Consider the following 16,007-nt stretch of genomic DNA (forward strand, 5'->3'; position numbering starts at 1 on the left):
CGCGTCAGCTGCTCACGCTCATGGCCTCGACGCTCGGGCGGCCGTCGGCGATCCAGCGCGGGAAGGACACGTCGAACAGCTGCTCGCGCACCATCTCCGCCCCGCCTGTGAGCGGCTCGTCCTCGTCGCCGATCGAGCGCACCATCTGCAGGTCCCGGGTGGCGAGCGGCAGGGACAGCTCGTAGACGCGCTGACGGACGCCGGCCAGGAACATCTCACCGGACGCGGCGACGGCCCCGCCGAGGACGATCGCGGTGGGATTGAAGACGTTGACCAGGGTGGCGATCGACTCGCCGGCCAGTCGCGCCGAGAGCCGGATGAGCTCGATCGAGACGGGATCGCCGTTCTGCGCGGCGATCGAGATGTCGACGGGAGTGATGTCGCCCGACTCCTCGAGCCTCGCCGCCAGAGCGTCGCTCCGCCCCTCCGCGACGGCGGCGCGGGCGTCGCGGACGAGGGCCCAGCCGCCCGCCTCCGCCTCGAGGCAGCCGACCTTGCCGCACCGGCAGAGGTGCGTGCCGTCGGTGACGCGGACGTGCCCGATGTCGCCCGCCGCTCCGGACGCCCCGCGGTGCAGGACGCCGCGGGTGAGCAGCGCCGCGCCGATGCCGGTGCCGACCTTGAAGTAGATCAGGTCGGCGCGGGCACCCCAGCGCTGGCGGCGCCGCTCGCTCAACGCCAGGAGGTTCGAGTCGTTGTCGACCCAGACGGGGGCTCCGTAGTGGTCGACGAACGGGGTCCGCACGTCGTAGCCGTTCCAGCCCGGCATGATCGGCGGCGCGACCGGCCGGCCACTGTCGAACTCGACCGGGCCGGGCAGCCCGACGCCGACGCCCCACACGGGCACGTCGTCGTCCCGCTCGGCGAGCAGGGCGTCGAGCATGGCCGTTCCGGCTGCGATGGTCGCCTCCGGACCCGATGAGATGTCCCAGTCGCGATGCGCCCGCGCCAGCACGACACCGTCGAGGTCGGCGATGCCGACCCGCAGGTGCAGTCCCCCGGCCGCGCAGACGAGGATCAGGCCGCGCTCGGCCCGGAACCTCAGGGTGCGCGGCGCGCGTCCACCGCTGGAGGGACCGAAGGTCGACTCCTCCAGGTAGCCCATCTCGGTCGCCTGGTCGAGACGCTGGGTGATCACGCCGCGGCCCAGCCCGGTGGCTCGGCCGAGCTCGGGCTTGGTGCGCGCGGCACCGGTGCGGACGAGGTCGACGATCGCCAGGAGACTCGTGGTCGAGTCGGTCTGGGCGGCGAACCGCAGTGCTGAGGAGGTGGCCATGATCGATGATAGGTCTGCGGTACAAGTACTTCCGTCCCGGATGGCGGAGTCAGCGTCGTTCTGCTACAGAAGCGGAGGCGGACAGGCGGGCCGCCGCGGCCCGGGCTCCCCGGACGGCGAGCGCCACGCTCATCAGCGTCGGGTTCATCGACGTCGCGGTCGGGATGACCCCGTTGCCGCCGACGATGAGGTTCGTGTGGCCCCAGACGCGCGAGTCCGGATCGACGACGGAGGTCCCGTCGTCGGCGGCGCCCATCCTGGTCGTCCCCATGTAGTGCAGGCTCGATCCCGGCGGGAGCAGCCGCGGCTCCGCGATGAAGGTGCCCAGCGCCTCTCCCGCACGGCGGAGGTGCTCGGTCGCGTCGGCGATCTCGGCTTCCTCCTGCTCCCCGAGCGCGTAGTCGACGGTCATGTTCGGGAACCCCCGGTAGTCGAGCTCGTCATCGTCGAACGAGACGCCGTCCTCGACGCGGGGCTGCTTGCGCATGCCATAGCCCATGTTCACGTACCCCCACTCGTTGCCGTGCTCGGGATGGTCGGGCGAGAGCGGGAACGGCGGGCTCTCGGCGTACATCACCTGCAGCGAGAACGGGTGGCCGGGCTCCGAGAACGGGATGCGGTTGACCGCCGAGATCGGGTCGGCCGGATTCACCGCGCGCGCCGCCTTCTCGCGGGCGAGGTCGTCGCGGGTGGCGAAGCGCCCCATCGAGTCGCCGTCGAGCGACACCGTCGAGATGACGACCGGGTGCTCGGTCAGGTAGCGGCCCAGCGCGGCGGGCCGCACACCGGAGGCCCAGAGCAGCTGCGGCGTGCGGAAGGCGTCCGCGGCCACCACGACGAGATCGGCGGGCAGGTCCTCGACCTCGCCGGTGCGCAGGTCCTCGACCCGGACGCCGACCGCCGTCGTGCCCTCGAGCAGGATCCGGCGGACCAGGTGCAGGTCGCGCAGCTCGAAGCGCTGCGACAGCGGCGACGCGGGATCGATCAGCGGGCCCAGCACGACGTCCGCACCGGCCCAGCGCATGGTGCCGTCCGGCTGCGGGTCCCCCGCGACGGGCAGGGTCCCGACACCGGCACCGTCGGGCAGCTCGGCTGCGAACTCCTCCTCGAGCAGCGAGCGCAGGGCGGCGCCGATCCCGGAGTCCGCGAAGGCGGCCGCCTGCGCGTGCAGCAGGTGCTCGGCCGTCTCGACCAGCCCGTCCCACTCCGCGTCGTCGAGGAACGGGACGCGCTCGGAGCCTGCGGGCCGCGGAATCGCGCAGGTCCAGTGGGCGCCCATCCCGCCGACGTTCGTCGACTCGGCGGCGGCCGGGAACGTGTCGGTATGGGCCGAGCCCGCCCCGCCGAAGTCGAGGAGGTGGGTCCCCTGCCGGGCCGTGAACATCCCCTCGACCACGGCGGCCGCCGGGATGCCCAGCGACTCCCGGTGCTCGCCCGCCTGGGGCCCCTGCGAGCGCTCGCGGGCCCGCTCCTTCTCCCCCGGGTCCGCGATGTTGCGGACGCTCTCGCCGGGGGTCGGTGTGACCTGCGGTCCCGCCTCGAGCATCACGACGCGCGCATCGTCGGTCGATTCGAGGAGGATTCGCGCGTAGGCGGAGCCGATGGGACCGCTGCCGACGACGACGACGACAGGGCCGCTGGTGCTGGTGCTGGTGCTGGTGCTGGTGCTGGTCACGGGATGCTCCTGGTGGTGGGGCCGGCGGCGGACTGCGGTGTCACGCCGAGCGGGAGTCGGACGGGGACGAGGACGAGGACGAGGACGGCACCGGGGACGGCGTCGAGGCCGGCGCCGCCTCCGCGAGGGGAGCCGCCGAGGGCGGGGGCTGCTCGTCCGAGAGGCGGGCGGCCGGGAGGAGCGCAGCGACGACGATCCCGAGGGCGTAGACGCCCGCCAGCACGAGGAAGATCGGCGCCATCACGTCGGCGTAGGCGGACGCGACCGCCTCCTGGGTCGCCGCATCGGCCGAGCGGACGGCGGCGGGAGTCGCCCGCGCGGCGTCGACGCCCGCTGGGAGCAGCGCGGCGACTCCGGCTCCGAGCGAACCGCCGATGGCGGCCGTGCCGATCGTGGATCCCATCTGGCGCACGAGATTCGACGTCGCGGTGATCGCCCCGATCTCGCCGGGCGCGACCCCGCTCTGGGCCAGCACGACGATGAGGCTCATGAAGCAGCCGGTGCCGATGCCGACGACCGCCATCAGCGCCATCGGCACGACGAGCGGGGACCCGTGCGGGACGACGGCCATCGCGGCGAGCCCGAGCGTGGCGAGCGACGTGCCGACGACGGGGAACGCCCGGTACCGCCCGGAGCGGCTGATGATCCAGCCCGAGGCGATGTTGGCGACGAGCATCCCGAACACGGTCGCGATCGGCACGAGCCCCGAGACGGTGGCGGAGGTGCGGTAGGCCATCTGGATGAAGGTCGGCACGTACGAGACGATCGAGAAGAGTCCGACGCCGATGATCGCCGAGAGGGCGATCGCGCAGGCGACGGTGCGGTCGCGCAGCAGGTGCAGCGGCAGGATCGGGACGTCCGAGCGGCGCTCGACGACGACCAGCACGGCGGCGCCGACCACCGCCGCCGCGAACGCGGACACCGTGGTCGCGTCGAGGCCGGCGCCGAGGCGGGTCACTCCGACCACAAGGCCGACCAGCGCGACGGTCAGCGCGACCGCGCCCGCTCCGTCGAAGCTGCGCCGGCCGCGGGGCGGGAGGGCGGGGACGGCCCAGAGCGCGAGGACGAGCGCCGCGGTGCCGACCGGCAGGTTGATCCAGAAGATCCAGGGCCAGCCGACGGTGTCGGTGATGAGGCCGCCGAGCACGGGGCCGATGAGGATCGCGAGCGGGAAGGCCGCGCCCACGATGCTCATCACGCGCGGCCGGTCGCGCAGCGTCGTGACGGTCGCCACGATCGTCTGCGACATCAGCTGCAGCCCGGCCGAGCTCATCCCCTGCACGACGCGAGCGGCGATCAGCTGCGGCAGGTCGGAGGCGAAGCCGCACACGAGCGAGGCGAGCAGGAAGAGCACGAGGGACGCGAGGAAGACCCGGCGCGGGCCGACCTGATCGCCGATCCGGCCGAGGACGGGCAGGAGCACCGTGCTCGCGAGCGTGTACGCGACGATGACCCAGCTCATCTGGTCGAGCGCGCCGATGTCGCCGGCGATCGTCGCGAGCGAGGTCGAGACGACCGTGTGGTCGAGGGCGCCGAGGAAGGACACCGCGAGGAGCGAGCCGACGAGCAGGCGGAGCCGGAGCGGCGACAGCGCAGCCGGGTCGCGGCGGGCGGCGGAGGGAGCGGAGGAGTCGGAGCGTGTCATGAGGGGCATCCGATCGATCGGATGATCGACGCGACCGTGTGTGCCGCAGCCTCCGTCAGAGGCGGCGAACGGGTCGTGCAGACCCCGGCGTCCCCGTCAGCATACCGCTTCCGCTCCATCGTGGCACTCTTTTGTAGTATTCAGACCTTGAGAAGCCCGGACACCCGGACGGGGACGATGAGCGGCTGGTCGCCGCCGGCCGTGAGGTAGGGGACGAGGAGCTCCAGGGCGACCTCGACCCGGTGCTCTCCCGGCGCGAGCGGACGGGGCGCGGCGAGCAGCAGCCGATCCTGGAGGAACCACCAGCCCGACTCCCCCCCGAGCGCCACCGGTGCGACCGGCCGGCCGTCGAGGATCACGGACAGCGCACCCACCGGCTCGCCGTCGATGACGAGCTCCAGGGAGAGGACGCAGTCCAGGGCGAGGGAGCGGATCCACGGCAGGCCGACGTCGAGCTCGAGTCCGGCCGTCGTGGTCCGGAGCGCATCGGGGCGCAGGGCGGTCGTCATCGAGAGCTCTCCTCCTGGCGGCGCCGAGAACGCCTCCGGTGCGATTCTTTTTTCGGAAGTCGACAGAAGTATGACAGGGACGATACAAAGAGCCCATGACCGATGCACCTCTCCCCGCCGGCTGGACCTTCGCCGCGAGCACGTTCAACTGGACCGTCGACCTCCAGCGCGCCGATCGGAGCGCCGCCGAGATCGTCGCCGGCATCGGCACGGCGGGGATCGTCGACGTCGTGGAGCTCGAGGCCGGCCAGGTGCTGCGGAGCTTCCCCGCGCCCACGCGCGCGGAGTCGGAGGGACTCGCCGAGCGGCTCGCGGAGGCGGGCGTGCGGGTCGATGTCTTCGGCGCGAGCCTCGACGACTTCGTGACGCCCTCGCGCCGGCGCACGCACGACGAGCGACTCGCCTTCCTCCTTCCCCAGTTGCGCGCGGCCCGATGGCTCGGCGCGCGCTCGGTTCGCCTCCCGCTCGGGCAGGCCGGGCGACCTCTCCTGGAGGCGCTGCTCCCCCACCTGCACGAGCTCGATCTGGTCCTGCAGGAGGAGATCCAGGGGCAGCAGGCGCCCGCGCGGCCCGATGTCGCGGCAGCGCTCGAGACGATCGCCGCGCTCGACGATCCGCGCCTCCGGCTCGCCGTCGACGTCAGTCTCCTGATGCCGGCCCTGCCCACCAGCTACCTCGCGCGCCTCGCGGAGGCGGGGCTGCCTGCGGACTTCGTCTCGCGCCTCGCCGACGACTGGACCGGCCACGGGACCGGGGACGAAGTCGTCCGGCTGCTGCGCTCGGGCGCCGTCCCGCCGCACGTGCACGTCCTCTACATGGACCTGCTGATCCGCTTCGGGCGCACCTCGCCCGGCGAGCTGATCCCCCTGCTGCCGCTGGCCACGGGCGTGCACCTCAAGTTCTGGGACCTCGACGACCGCGACGGACGCGTCACCGCTCCGCTCGAGTCTCTGGCGCCCCTCCTGCTCGAAGCGGACTTCCAGGGCACCCTCACCAGCGAGTGGGGCGGTCACGAGTGGCTCCCGGAGAAGGATCCCGACGCGATGACCCGTGAGCACCTGCGCCTGGCCGCCGCCGCACTCACCCGCGGCCTGCGATGAAGCCGACGGCCCCACTCGCCCGAGAAGACCCGTTCTCGGGGTGGAGAACGGGCCTTCTCGGCCGACCGAGGTGATCGTCTAGGCGAGCACCGTCTCCCGCGCCACGGTCACCCGATTGGTGACGTAGCGCTGCGGGGCGATCTGCATGTAGAGCAGGCGCATCGTGAGGACGATCTCGACCTGGACCGCGGCGCCGGGGGCCGGCGGGTCGTCGAGCGTGATGACGACGTCGGGCCGGTCGGCGACGAACCAGAGCGTCTCCCACTGCTCCTTCAGGTCGTCGATGCGGTAGCTCGTGCCCTGGAGCTCGAAGCGGAGGCGGTCGCGGGGGATTTCGACCCCGTCGACGCTCGCGCCGACGTCGTCGACCGCGGAGAGCCAGAGGCTGCGGTACCAGGGGAGCTGGACCGAGACGGCGAGGCCGTCGTCGGTGCGGCGGACGTCCTCGGGCGCGAAGAGGGAGTTGTGGGTGGCCATGGCGGTTCCTTACTGCTCTCGGGAGGACGGGGCGCTCGAGGACGCGGCGACGGCGTCCTCGATCGCGGTGCGCATGAGCGCGTGCTGCTTCTTGACCAGGTCGATCGGGTCGGCCTCGCCCAGGTCGGAGAAGGCGTGGCCCTCCCACTCGCTGGAGAGGTAACCGGTGTAGCCGCCGTCGACGAACTGCTTGACGATGCGAGGGATGTCCATGGCCGGCTCCTGGCCGTCGGCGCCGATGTCGTAGAACTTCGCGTGCACGTGGAAGATCTGCGGCATGATGTCGAGCCACTCCTCCGGCGGCACGAGGCCGTGCATGTTGAAGGCGAGACGGGTGAACGGGCCGAAGCGGAGGAAGTCGACGCCCTCGCCCGAGAGGTAGTCCTCGAACTTCTGGTTGCGCACGTGCATCGGCGTCGGCTCGTGCCAGATCTCGTCCATGACGGGGAAGTGCTTCTCATCCATCCCCATCTGCGACAGCGTGCGCAGGAGGGTCGGCGAGAGGCTGTGCATCGTCGAGGAGAAGTCGGCGGTGAAGCCGAGCCGGTCGGACTGCAGCTCGTCGTACATCTCGCGCATCTGGAGCACCTGCGGGTTGTTGGGGCCCGACGGAGCGTGGATCTCGTAGCCGAGCTTGAGGTCGTACTTCTCGGCGAGGGGCAGGAGGCTGCGCAGCAGCTCCTTGCCGTGCGAGCGGATGACGACCTTCGAGAAGCCGAGCGTGTGCGCGGTCTCGAGCTGGCGGGCGAGGAAGTCGTGCTCCTCGTCCGGGCTCATGTCCCGCTCCTTGCGGCGGCCCATGTCGAGGTTCGTGCCGACGGCGCTGGCCTCGAGTCCGTACTTCTCGAGCGAGTCGAACCAGAGCTTCACGAACTCGTCGTCGACGTCGGGATAGGTGCGCAGCAGCTGCGCGATGTTGAACTCGACGCCCGGGCCGATGCCCTCGTCGTGCACAGCCCTGATCAGCGTCTCGGGCGTGTACTGGCCGGCCGCGAACTCGCTCGTCATCGAGTAGAGGGTGGTGCCGAGCTTGATGCCGGTGCCGGCGATGCCGTCGGCACTCGTGGTCGTGGTCTGCGTGTCCGTCATGAGCGGTCTCCTTGGTCGGTGGGGGTCGGGGCCGGTCGCACGGTCATGCGCGGACGGGAGCGGCGAGGTGCTGCGCGAGCTGACGTCGCGCCGCCTCGGCATCGGTGGTCATGCGCGAGCCCGAGGCCTCAGCGGCCGAGCGCTGCACGGCCTGCTCGTCGCGGATGATCTCGAACGGGTCCTGCCAGGAGTTCCAGTGCCAGCCCTCGTACTCGCTCGAGATCGCGCCGGTGTAGCCCTGCTCGACGAGCAGGCGGACGAGGTCGCGGACGGGCACGGAGGGCTCCTCAGCGTTCTCGTCGATGCCGAAGAACTTGCCGTGGACGTGGCGGACGAACGGCATGATCTCGAGCCAGTCCTCGACCCGGGCGGGCCCGAAGAGCCCGGTGCCGTTGATCGCGAAGTCGATGCCCAGGTCCGGTCGGCCGAAGCGGTGCGCGAGGCCGATGAACGCGCCGAAGCGCTGCCCGTGCACCTCCTGGTCGGCGGGCGGGCCCTCGGCGTAGAAGCCGTTCCAGAGGTCGACGATCGCATGCAGCAGCTCCTCGCTCGCCCCGCGGCGGCGGTAGGCCTCCAGCAGCGAAGGGGCGAAGGCCGAGACGGTCGCCCCCCAGTCGGCGGTGAAGCCGAGGAGGGGGGAGTCGAGCTCCGCGAAGCGGTCGCGGAGCGCGAGGATGCGCGGGTGCGACGCGTACTGGTCGGCATGCACCTCGAGCGCGAGCGTCACGCCGTACTTCTCCGCGACGGGGAGCAGCGCCTCCATCGAGTCGGGCGTCAGCGAGATCTGGACGCGCGCGATCGGGAAGCCGAGGGTCGCCGCGGCGACGATCTGGCGCTCCATGTAGGCGATCAGCTCGTCCTGGTCGAGCAGGCGGTCGCGGCGCAGACCGACGTCGGCGTTGACCGCGAGGGACGTCTGCACCAGCCCGGTCTCGGCCACGAGGTCCTTGAACCAGCCGGCGAACGAGTCCTCGATCTCGGGGAAGCCGCGGAAGCTCGAGAAGCCGATGATCTCGAGCCCCGGGCCGTAACCGTCGGTCGCGACCTTCCGGATGAGCTGCTCGAGGTCGTACTCACGGGCGTGGAAGGCGCGGGTGAAGCTGTAGAGGGTCACTCCCTGGATCGGAGTGCCGAGGGTGGTGCTCATCGCTGGTCCGCCTTCATGGTCGCGGTTCCGTGCTCCTCGATGTGGAGCACGCCGTGGTCGGTGACGATGTACGGGATGTACAGCGTCAAGTCGACGGCGACCTCGTGGTCGGCGCCGGGGTCGGCGAGCGCCAGGTCGCCGGACAGGACGGCGGAGTCGAGCGGGAACCACCACTCGTCCGTGGCGTCGACGAGCTCCTCGAAGCGGAACTCGCGGCCGTTCATGCTCCAGCGCAGCGACTCCTCCGGGGCCGCGACGCCGTCGACGGTGAGGCCGGCGCCCGCGATGCACGAGCCCGGGAGGGCGCGGTACCAGGGGATGCGGACCTCGACGGCGACGCGGCCGTCCTCGCTGGTGAGCGTCCCTCGCTCGATGATGCGGTCGGGTATCACGGGAGTACCTCCATCTCGCCGGGCTGTCGCCCGGCGTCGTCGTCTGGTGCGGGGAGTCGGGTCAGCCGGCGAGCAGGGCGGCGATGCGCCGGGCGCCGCGGACGGCGAGGCCGACCGAGGTGAGCGTCGGGTTGCAGGCGGTCGCCGTCGGGATGACGCCGTTGCCGCCGAGGAAGAGGCCGGGGACGTCCCAGACCTCGCTGTCGGAGTCGACGACGCTCTCGCCGTCGTCGGTCTCGCCCATCCGGGTCGTGCCCTGGTAGTGCAGCGAGGACCCGAGCGGCATCACGAAGGCGCGGTCGTCGAGCGGTTCGCCGATCGCCCGGCCCAGCCGCACGATCTCCTCCCGTGCGCGGTCGATCGTCTCGTGGTCGCGCGGAGTGAGCGTGTAGTGGATCACCGGTGTGGGCATCCCGGTCCCGTCGAGCTCGTCGTCCGAGAACTCGACGCGGTCGCTGGACTGCAGGTCCTTGGCGCAGAAGAGGCCGAGGCCCACGATGGAGCCCGGCGCGGCCGGATCGTCCTCGGCGATCGGCACCGGCGAGGCGTCCAACTGCATGATCTGCCCGTGGAAGGGCAGCTCGTCCACGAAGGGCACCCAGGTGACGCCGCTCTGCTCGCTCAGACCGATGGCCGCGTCGGAGTCGACCTGCTGAACGGCGTCGGCGGCGTCGCGGATGCGCACCGCGAAGACGATCTGGGCCTGGTCGTTCAGCGTGCGGCCCAGGGCCGGCGGGCGGATGCCCGACGCCCAGAGCAGCTGCGGGGTGCGCAACGCATCGGCAGCGACCACCACGGCCCGGGCCGACACCGTCTGCACCTCACCGGAACGGACGTCGCGGACCTCGACGCCGACCGCCCGGCCGTCCTCGGCCAGGACGACGCGGACGACCTGCGACTCGTCGAAGAGGGTGAAGCGCGGGTTCGCGCGCGTCTCGTCGCCGAGCACCACGTCCGAGCCCGACCAGACCAGGCGCCCGTCGTCTCGACGGTGCGCGGCGAGTGGCATCGGCTGCACGGACGTCTCGGCGACGCGGCCCCGGTCGACGGCCTCGGCGAGGCGGCCCCGGTCGACGGCCTCGGCGAGGCGCGCGCGAACCAGGTCCCCGAAGGGCGCGCCGTCGAAGGCGTGCGTGGTGACGCCGAGCAGGCGCTCCGCCTCGCCGAGCAGCTCGTCGAGGTCGGGGAGGAACGCGATGCGCTCCGATCCGCCGGGTCGCGGGCAGGCGCCGGTCCAGTGCGCGGCCATCCCGCCGACGTTGGTCGACATCGCGACCGCGGGCAGGCCGTCCTCGCCGTCGACCCGGTAGTGCTCCTCGAGGAGGAAGGTCCCGGCCCGGGCCGCGCGCATGCCTGCCTTCACGCCTCCCGGGTCGCTGATCGTCGGCGCACCGGCGGCCGAGCCCTCGGAGAGGCGCTGCGCGCGGGTCCGTGCGTCGCGGTCCTGGATGTTCTTGACGTGCGCTCCGGCGGGAGAGGTGACGGTCGGGCCGAGCTCGAACATCGCGATCGTTGTCCCGGGCGAGGTCTCGGTCAGGATGCGGGCGTAGGCCGCGCCGGTCGGACCGCTGCCGACGATCGCGACGTCGACGGCCTCCGGGTACCGGCTGGTCATGCCTGCTCCGCCCAGCCCTTGATGCGGGCGACGGAGGCGACGGACTCGGTCTGCGGGTAGTACTCGAGGCCGATCGGGCCGTCGTAGCCGGAGGCGCGCAGGTCGGCCAGGCGGGCCGGCCAGTCGATGTCGCCGGTGCCCGGCTCGCCGCGTCCCGGCGCGTCCGCGATCTGCACGTAGCGGATGACGTCGGCGGCGGCGGTCATCTCGGTCGCCGGGTCCTCCCCCTCGACGGTCGAGTGGTAGAGGTCGTAGAGGACGCCGAAGAAGGGCGAGTCGACCTCGCGCGCGACGTACGCGGCCTCGGCCGTGCGGTCCAGGAGCGATCCGGGGTGGTCGACCCGGACGTTCACCGGCTCGAGCACGAGGGTGATGCCCGAACCCTCGATCTGCGCGATCGCGCGGCGGTAGATCTCGGCGAGCTTGTCGAGCTGCACCTGGCGCTTGCTCCCGCCGAACCCTGTACCGCTGCCGACCACCATGCGGGTGCACTTCAGCTGCTGGGCGATCGCCACCCCGCCGTCGAGGGCGGCGAAGAACGGCGAGTCGTCGAAGGGAGGGATCATGAACTGGGTGCGCGGCTCCGAGAGCTGAGCGGTCAGGACCACGCCCGTCTCCTCGAGCGCGGCGGCCAGGGCCGGCACGTCCTTGGGCTTCGCGGGGGCATCGACGCCCGTCGGCCCCCACATCTCGACGGCGGTGAAACCCGCCGCGGCGGCCGCACGGACGCGGTCGGCGTAGTCGGCTCCCGCCTCGGTGAAGAGGAGCTCGATGTTCGGGGCTAGCTGGTACATGGGATCTCCTGATGGACGGAACGGTCGGTTCGGATCGCGGGGCGTCAGAACATGGGGTGGTCGTGGACCGGCGACTCCGGGACGGCCTGCAGCACGTCCCAGTGCTCGACGATCCGGTCGCCGTCGAAGCGGTAGAAGTCGGCGACCGCGGCGTCGGGCGCTCCGGGCCGCGTGGCCCGGACGTGGACGACCGCGAGGTCGCCGTCGACGAGAGTGCGCTGCACCTCGAAGCGGGCGTCGGGCGAGCCGTCGAACTTCGGGGTGAGCATCGCGACAGCGGTCGCCGGCCCATCGGGGATGGTCGGGTTGTGCTGCCGGTAGTCCTTCGAGACGAGGAAGGCGAACGCCTCCGCGACCCGCTTGCGCGTGTAGAACAGCTCGACGAAGCGGGCGAAGTCCGCCCGGCGGTCACCCGTAGGGGCGGGCGCCTCCGCGGCGCTCATCCCTTCAGGCCGCCGGCGAAGCCCTGGATGAAGCGCTTCTGGGCGAAGAGGTAGAAGGCGAGGATCGGGATCATCGAGATGATGACGATCGCGAAGATCTGGTTCCACTGCGAGACCAGGGAGCCGATGTAGTAGTACATCGCGACGGGGAGCGTCTGGCTGGTCGAGCCGCCGAGGAAGATCAGCGACGTGAAGAAGTCGTTCCAGACGATGAGGCCGGCGAGGATCGCCACCGTCCCGGTCGCCGGCGACATCAGCGGCAGCACGACCCGGAAGAAGATCTGGGTGCGGGTCGCCCCGTCGATCGACGCGGCCTCCTCGTACTCGGTGCCGAGCCCGCGGAAGAAGCCGGCGTAGAGGAAGATCGCGAGCGGCAGGAGCATCCCGCTGTAGAGGATGATCATGCCCCAGACCGAGCCGGTGAGGCCGATCGTCCTGGCGCCGATGTAGAGGGGCACGGTGCCCAGCTGGGTCGGCAGCACGATCGCGATCAGGAACAGCAGGTAGGCCCCACGGCTCCAGCGGCGGGTGCTGCGCGAGATCACGTAGCCCGTCAGCGAGCCCAGCAGCACCATCACGAGGATGCTGCCCGCGGTGATGATCGCGCTGTTCAGCAGGCCGAGCAGCACGTTCGACTGCCCCGTCGCCGAGAGCACGTCGACGAAGTTCTGGATCGTGGGCGAGGCGGGCGGCGCGAGCCGGGAGGTGCTGAACACCTCCTCGTCAGGCTTCAACGAGATCGCGATGAGGAAGTAGAAGGGGAGCAGGTAGACCAGCGCGACGACCCAGAGCGAGACCTCGCGGACGGCGGTCCATCTCGTGTAGCGGAACATGTCACTCCTTGCCGGTGCGGTCCTGCGTGACCCGCTGCTGGACCACCGCGAAGAACAGGATGATGAGGGTGAGGATCAGCGCCAGTGCGGCGCCGTTGCCGAACTGGCCGAGGCTGAACGCCTGCTTGTAGACCTCGGTGGCGAGGGTCGAGGTCGCGTTGGCCGGGCCTCCGCCGGTGAGGGCCATGATCTGGTCGAAGATGCGCAGGCCGTTCACCAGGCCGAGGGTCGTCGCGATCGCGATCGACGGGCGGATCGAGGGCAGCGTGACGTGGACGAAGCGCGACCAGAGGTTCGCGCCGTCGATCGCGGCCGCCTCCTCGACCTCCACGGGGACCGAGGCGAGGCCGGCGGCGTAGATCACCATGGCGAAGCCGATGTTCTGCCAGACGACGACCACCAGAACCGCCCAGATGGCGAAGACGGGGTCGGCGAGCCAGGAGCGGGCCATCGAGCCGAGGCCGACGCCCTGCAGCACCACGTTGAGCGGCCCGTCGAACTGGAAGATGAACTTCCAGATGTAGGAGGTGGCGAGCGGGCTCAGCACCACCGGCATGAAGAAGAGCGTGCGGAGGATGTAGCGGGTCTTGAGGAGGCGGTTGAGCCCCACGGCGAGGCCGAGGCCGGCGAGGTTCGAGAGGATCACCGAGGCGAAGGCGAGGAAGAGCGTGTTGACCAGCGCCCCGACCTTGCTCGGATCGGCGAAGATCTTCGCGAAGTTGTCGAAGCCGACCAGGTCGAAGCCGCCGATGCCCGTCCAGTTGGTGAAGGCGAAGAAGGCGCCGACGCTGGTCGAGACGTAGTGGATGGCGATCACCATCAGGATGCCGGGCAGCGCCCACCACCAGTGGCCGAGCTGGAGCAGGCCCTTCTTGCGGCGGGGCGGATGGGTGACCCGGTCGAGGGGACCCTTCGGCTTCCGGGGCGGAACGACGAGCCCTGTGGTCGCGTCTCGTACGGTCGATGTCATCGGGTCCTCGCTACGTCGTCGTGAGCAGGTGGTGAGCGGAGCGTCCCGCCCGGCCGCCGAGCGGCCGGGCGGGACCGGGATTCACTGATCCCAGGCGGTGTCCATCGAGGCGAGGACCTGGTCGATGCTCGACTGGCCCGTGAGCAGTCCCTGCACGCCGGTCGCCATGGCGTCGTAGACCGAGGCGTTGGCCCAGGCCTGGTTGGGCAGCGGGGTGTAGTCGCCGTTCTTCAGCAGGTCGGAGACGCCCTCGTAGGTGCCGCCGGTGAAGTCCATGTCGGCGAGGCCGGAGACGGGGAGGCCTCCGGACGCGTCGGCGAAGGCGGTCGCCTGCGCGGGGTCGGCGAGCCAGTCGAGGAAGTCGCCGGCCGCCTCCTTGTTGGCGGACTTCGCGTTGATCGACAGCGAGTAGGTCGGGCTCGCGACGCCGTAGGGCTTGTCGCCCGAGGTGGCGGGCGGGAACGCCTGCGCCACGAAGGTCTGGTCGGGCGAGGCCTTGGCCAGCTCGGAGGCCGAGCCGAGGGGCCCGAAGAAGGAGAGAGAGGCGCCGGAGGTCATGTTGTTGGTGATGGCGTCGAAGCCGGCACCCTCGACTCCGCCCTGGAAGCACCCCGCCTCGTTGAGATCGACGACGGTCTGCAGGGTGTCCTTCCAGCCCTCGCTGTCGGCGAAGGTGACGTCGCCCGCGGCGCGCTGCTCGTTCCAGTCGGGCGTCTCGGCGAAGACGCGGGTGGCGGAGACGATGAGAGCGGTGATCCCGGCGTTGGGAGCGGCGCCGCCCGCGACGACGAACATCGACTTCCCGGCGTCCGCGGCCGTCGCGCAGGCCTTCTCGACCGAGGCGAAGTCTGTCGGGAAGTCCGCGAGGCCCACCGAGTCTGCGGTCGTCTTGTTGAGGATGAGGCCCGCGTAGGAGACGCCGAGGGGGAGGCCGTAGATCGAGTCGTCGACGGAGTAGCTGCTCTCGCTGCCGGGCGGGATGACCTCGGCGGCGTCGGGGATGGCCTCGAGGAAGCCCGCCTCCGCGAGGGGGATGACGCTGCGGCTCTGGCCGGAGCCGGCCTCGGTCTCCATCACGTCGGGGGCGTTGCCCGCCTGGAGCTGGGTGCGGATCGCGTCGCCGTAGGTGTCGTTGGGCTGGGGCGAGAGGGTGATGGTGACGCCGGGGTGGCTGTCCATGTAGTCCTGCGCCAGCGTCTCGAACGGGCTGGCGATGGTGTTCGACTTCGCGTAGGTCAGCGAGAACGAGGTGGAGCCGTCGGAGCTCTCACCCGAGGGAGATCCCGAGCAGCCGGCGAGGAGCACGGCTGCCACGGCGGGGAGGGCGAGGTAAGCGGATCTGCGGACAGGGAAGCGACGCTGCTCTGACATGTCCAACCTTTCTGACGTCGATGTCACGGTGGGGAGCCGGGGGCGGCTTCGCTTCAGTATCACAGCGATGCGTCTGAAACACACATAAGACTTCGCGATGATCGACATAAGTACGGGCGCGGGCGCCTGGCGAGCCCGCGGCGTCCCGCGCGCGGTCCGGGCCGGGCGGAGGGGGTCGCCACCCGGCGAGGCCGACCGCACACTGCCCGCCGCGAGGACTGGCCCTGCGGCGCGATCGATGCGTCACGAACGGTCGCCACGGCGGCCGGATGACGACCGTTCGTGACGCATCGCCGGAGCGACGGGGGTGAGGACCCGGGGACGCGCACCCATCCGGGTGTGCGCCCGCTCCGAAGAGAGGCGGGGACTTCAGGAGGAGACAGATGGCACGCGGCAGATGGCACGTCGGCACGATCGTCGCGCGAGTGCGCGCATCCGCAGCGATCGGGGCCTCCGGGCTCGACGCGGTGGAGAGGGCGGAGCGCCGGGCCGAGGTCCTGCGCATCGCCGGAGGAGTCGACTCCGGTCGTCTCGGCGACGACCAGGCGATCGCGGCGTTCGGCCGGATCGTCGACGGCCTGCAGAGCGACCTGCCCGGCTCGGCGCTCGGCGCCTAGCCCGCGAGGCCGGCGTCCCGGCACCCGCCCGGAGCGGACGCCCGCCGGGCCGAC

The 16,007-nt window shown here is 71.4% G+C and carries 16 protein-coding genes; 2 read left to right on the forward strand and 14 right to left on the reverse strand.

The features are described from left to right. Window positions 1-4: 4 nt before the first annotated feature. From GSU40_RS15905 to GSU40_RS15920, 4 genes are all read right to left on the reverse strand, one after another. On the reverse strand, window positions 5-1,276 hold the full coding sequence (locus tag GSU40_RS15905; protein WP_104352507.1) for an ROK family protein: 1,272 nt from the start codon (window positions 1,274-1,276) through the stop codon (window positions 5-7). Between the two features lie 49 nt (window positions 1,277-1,325). After that, window positions 1,326-2,951 (reverse strand): GMC oxidoreductase, encoded by a 1,626-nt coding sequence (locus GSU40_RS15910; protein ID WP_244229520.1) that lies wholly within the window; start codon window positions 2,949-2,951, stop codon window positions 1,326-1,328. Between the two features lie 40 nt (window positions 2,952-2,991). Then, complete coding sequence (locus GSU40_RS15915; RefSeq protein WP_160035808.1) at window positions 2,992-4,596, reverse strand: MFS transporter; 1,605 nt, start codon at window positions 4,594-4,596, stop codon at window positions 2,992-2,994. Between the two features lie 140 nt (window positions 4,597-4,736). Further along, window positions 4,737-5,105, reverse strand: coding sequence for a hypothetical protein (locus tag GSU40_RS15920; protein ID WP_160035810.1), 369 nt, complete (start codon window positions 5,103-5,105; stop codon window positions 4,737-4,739). A 95-nt stretch (window positions 5,106-5,200) separates the two neighbouring features. On the opposite strand from GSU40_RS15920, the gene GSU40_RS15925 reads away from it, so the two are divergent. Continuing rightward, entirely contained in the window at window positions 5,201-6,205 is a 1,005-nt protein-coding gene (locus tag GSU40_RS15925) for a restriction endonuclease subunit R (protein ID WP_160035812.1), read from the forward strand. Window positions 6,206-6,283: 78 nt separating this feature from the next. Here GSU40_RS15925 and GSU40_RS15930 read toward each other — a convergent pair whose 3' ends face one another. From GSU40_RS15930 to GSU40_RS15975, 10 genes are all read right to left on the reverse strand, one after another. After that, complete coding sequence (locus GSU40_RS15930) at window positions 6,284-6,682, reverse strand: DUF6379 domain-containing protein (RefSeq protein ID WP_104352511.1); 399 nt, start codon at window positions 6,680-6,682, stop codon at window positions 6,284-6,286. 9 nt (window positions 6,683-6,691) lie between these two features. Next, complete coding sequence (locus GSU40_RS15935) at window positions 6,692-7,771, reverse strand: TIM barrel protein (protein WP_104352512.1); 1,080 nt, start codon at window positions 7,769-7,771, stop codon at window positions 6,692-6,694. A gap of 43 nt (window positions 7,772-7,814) precedes the next feature. Beyond that, window positions 7,815-8,918, reverse strand: coding sequence for a TIM barrel protein (locus GSU40_RS15940; protein ID WP_104352513.1), 1,104 nt, complete (start codon window positions 8,916-8,918; stop codon window positions 7,815-7,817). Further along, entirely contained in the window at window positions 8,915-9,310 is a 396-nt protein-coding gene (locus GSU40_RS15945) for a DUF6379 domain-containing protein (protein ID WP_160035814.1), read from the reverse strand. Before GSU40_RS15945 ends, GSU40_RS15940 begins: the two co-directional genes overlap by 4 nt. 61 nt (window positions 9,311-9,371) lie before the next feature. Then, complete coding sequence (locus GSU40_RS15950; protein WP_160035816.1) at window positions 9,372-10,925, reverse strand: GMC oxidoreductase; 1,554 nt, start codon at window positions 10,923-10,925, stop codon at window positions 9,372-9,374. After that, the gene (locus GSU40_RS15955; RefSeq protein WP_104352516.1) at window positions 10,922-11,719 is read right to left on the reverse strand and encodes a TIM barrel protein; all 798 of its coding nucleotides are present in this window, start codon (window positions 11,717-11,719) and stop codon (window positions 10,922-10,924) included. Before GSU40_RS15955 ends, GSU40_RS15950 begins: the two co-directional genes overlap by 4 nt. Window positions 11,720-11,763: 44 nt before the next feature. Continuing rightward, window positions 11,764-12,162, reverse strand: coding sequence for a nuclear transport factor 2 family protein (locus GSU40_RS15960; RefSeq protein WP_104352517.1), 399 nt, complete (start codon window positions 12,160-12,162; stop codon window positions 11,764-11,766). Then, a complete protein-coding gene (locus tag GSU40_RS15965; RefSeq protein ID WP_104352518.1) occupies window positions 12,159-12,995 on the reverse strand; it encodes a carbohydrate ABC transporter permease in 837 nt (278 codons plus the stop codon). Before GSU40_RS15965 ends, GSU40_RS15960 begins: the two co-directional genes overlap by 4 nt. A 1-nt stretch (window position 12,996) precedes the next feature. Beyond that, window positions 12,997-13,965 (reverse strand): sugar ABC transporter permease, encoded by a 969-nt coding sequence (locus tag GSU40_RS15970; RefSeq protein WP_160035818.1) that lies wholly within the window; start codon window positions 13,963-13,965, stop codon window positions 12,997-12,999. An 81-nt stretch (window positions 13,966-14,046) separates the two neighbouring features. Then, window positions 14,047-15,336, reverse strand: coding sequence for an extracellular solute-binding protein (locus tag GSU40_RS15975; RefSeq protein WP_104352520.1), 1,290 nt, complete (start codon window positions 15,334-15,336; stop codon window positions 14,047-14,049). A 383-nt stretch (window positions 15,337-15,719) separates the two neighbouring features. On the opposite strand from GSU40_RS15975, the gene GSU40_RS15980 reads away from it, so the two are divergent. After that, the gene (locus GSU40_RS15980; protein WP_104224027.1) at window positions 15,720-15,953 is read left to right on the forward strand and encodes a hypothetical protein; all 234 of its coding nucleotides are present in this window, start codon (window positions 15,720-15,722) and stop codon (window positions 15,951-15,953) included. Window positions 15,954-16,007 lie beyond the last annotated feature (54 nt).

Source organism: Rathayibacter sp. VKM Ac-2805, from assembly GCF_009834265.1.
Lineage (GTDB): Bacteria > Actinomycetota > Actinomycetes > Actinomycetales > Microbacteriaceae > Rathayibacter.

What these genes read in the sequence shown, in the direction of transcription:
- GSU40_RS15905 (WP_104352507.1), bottom strand. Translation starts at nt 1,276, where the DNA reads ATGGCCACCTCCTCAGCACTGCGGTTCGCCGCCCAGACCGACTCGACC.
- GSU40_RS15915 (WP_160035808.1), bottom strand. Translation starts at nt 4,596, where the DNA reads ATGACACGCTCCGACTCCTCCGCTCCCTCCGCCGCCCGCCGCGACCCG.
- GSU40_RS15920 (WP_160035810.1), bottom strand. Translation starts at nt 5,105, where the DNA reads ATGACGACCGCCCTGCGCCCCGATGCGCTCCGGACCACGACGGCCGGA.
- GSU40_RS15925 (WP_160035812.1), top strand. Translation starts at nt 5,201, where the DNA reads ATGACCGATGCACCTCTCCCCGCCGGCTGGACCTTCGCCGCGAGCACG.
- GSU40_RS15930 (WP_104352511.1), bottom strand. Translation starts at nt 6,682, where the DNA reads ATGGCCACCCACAACTCCCTCTTCGCGCCCGAGGACGTCCGCCGCACC.
- GSU40_RS15935 (WP_104352512.1), bottom strand. Translation starts at nt 7,771, where the DNA reads ATGACGGACACGCAGACCACGACCACGAGTGCCGACGGCATCGCCGGC.
- GSU40_RS15940 (WP_104352513.1), bottom strand. Translation starts at nt 8,918, where the DNA reads ATGAGCACCACCCTCGGCACTCCGATCCAGGGAGTGACCCTCTACAGC.
- GSU40_RS15950 (WP_160035816.1), bottom strand. Translation starts at nt 10,925, where the DNA reads ATGACCAGCCGGTACCCGGAGGCCGTCGACGTCGCGATCGTCGGCAGC.
- GSU40_RS15955 (WP_104352516.1), bottom strand. Translation starts at nt 11,719, where the DNA reads ATGTACCAGCTAGCCCCGAACATCGAGCTCCTCTTCACCGAGGCGGGA.
- GSU40_RS15960 (WP_104352517.1), bottom strand. Translation starts at nt 12,162, where the DNA reads ATGAGCGCCGCGGAGGCGCCCGCCCCTACGGGTGACCGCCGGGCGGAC.
- GSU40_RS15965 (WP_104352518.1), bottom strand. Translation starts at nt 12,995, where the DNA reads ATGTTCCGCTACACGAGATGGACCGCCGTCCGCGAGGTCTCGCTCTGG.
- GSU40_RS15970 (WP_160035818.1), bottom strand. Translation starts at nt 13,965, where the DNA reads ATGACATCGACCGTACGAGACGCGACCACAGGGCTCGTCGTTCCGCCC.
- GSU40_RS15975 (WP_104352520.1), bottom strand. Translation starts at nt 15,336, where the DNA reads ATGTCAGAGCAGCGTCGCTTCCCTGTCCGCAGATCCGCTTACCTCGCC.
- GSU40_RS15980 (WP_104224027.1), top strand. Translation starts at nt 15,720, where the DNA reads ATGGCACGCGGCAGATGGCACGTCGGCACGATCGTCGCGCGAGTGCGC.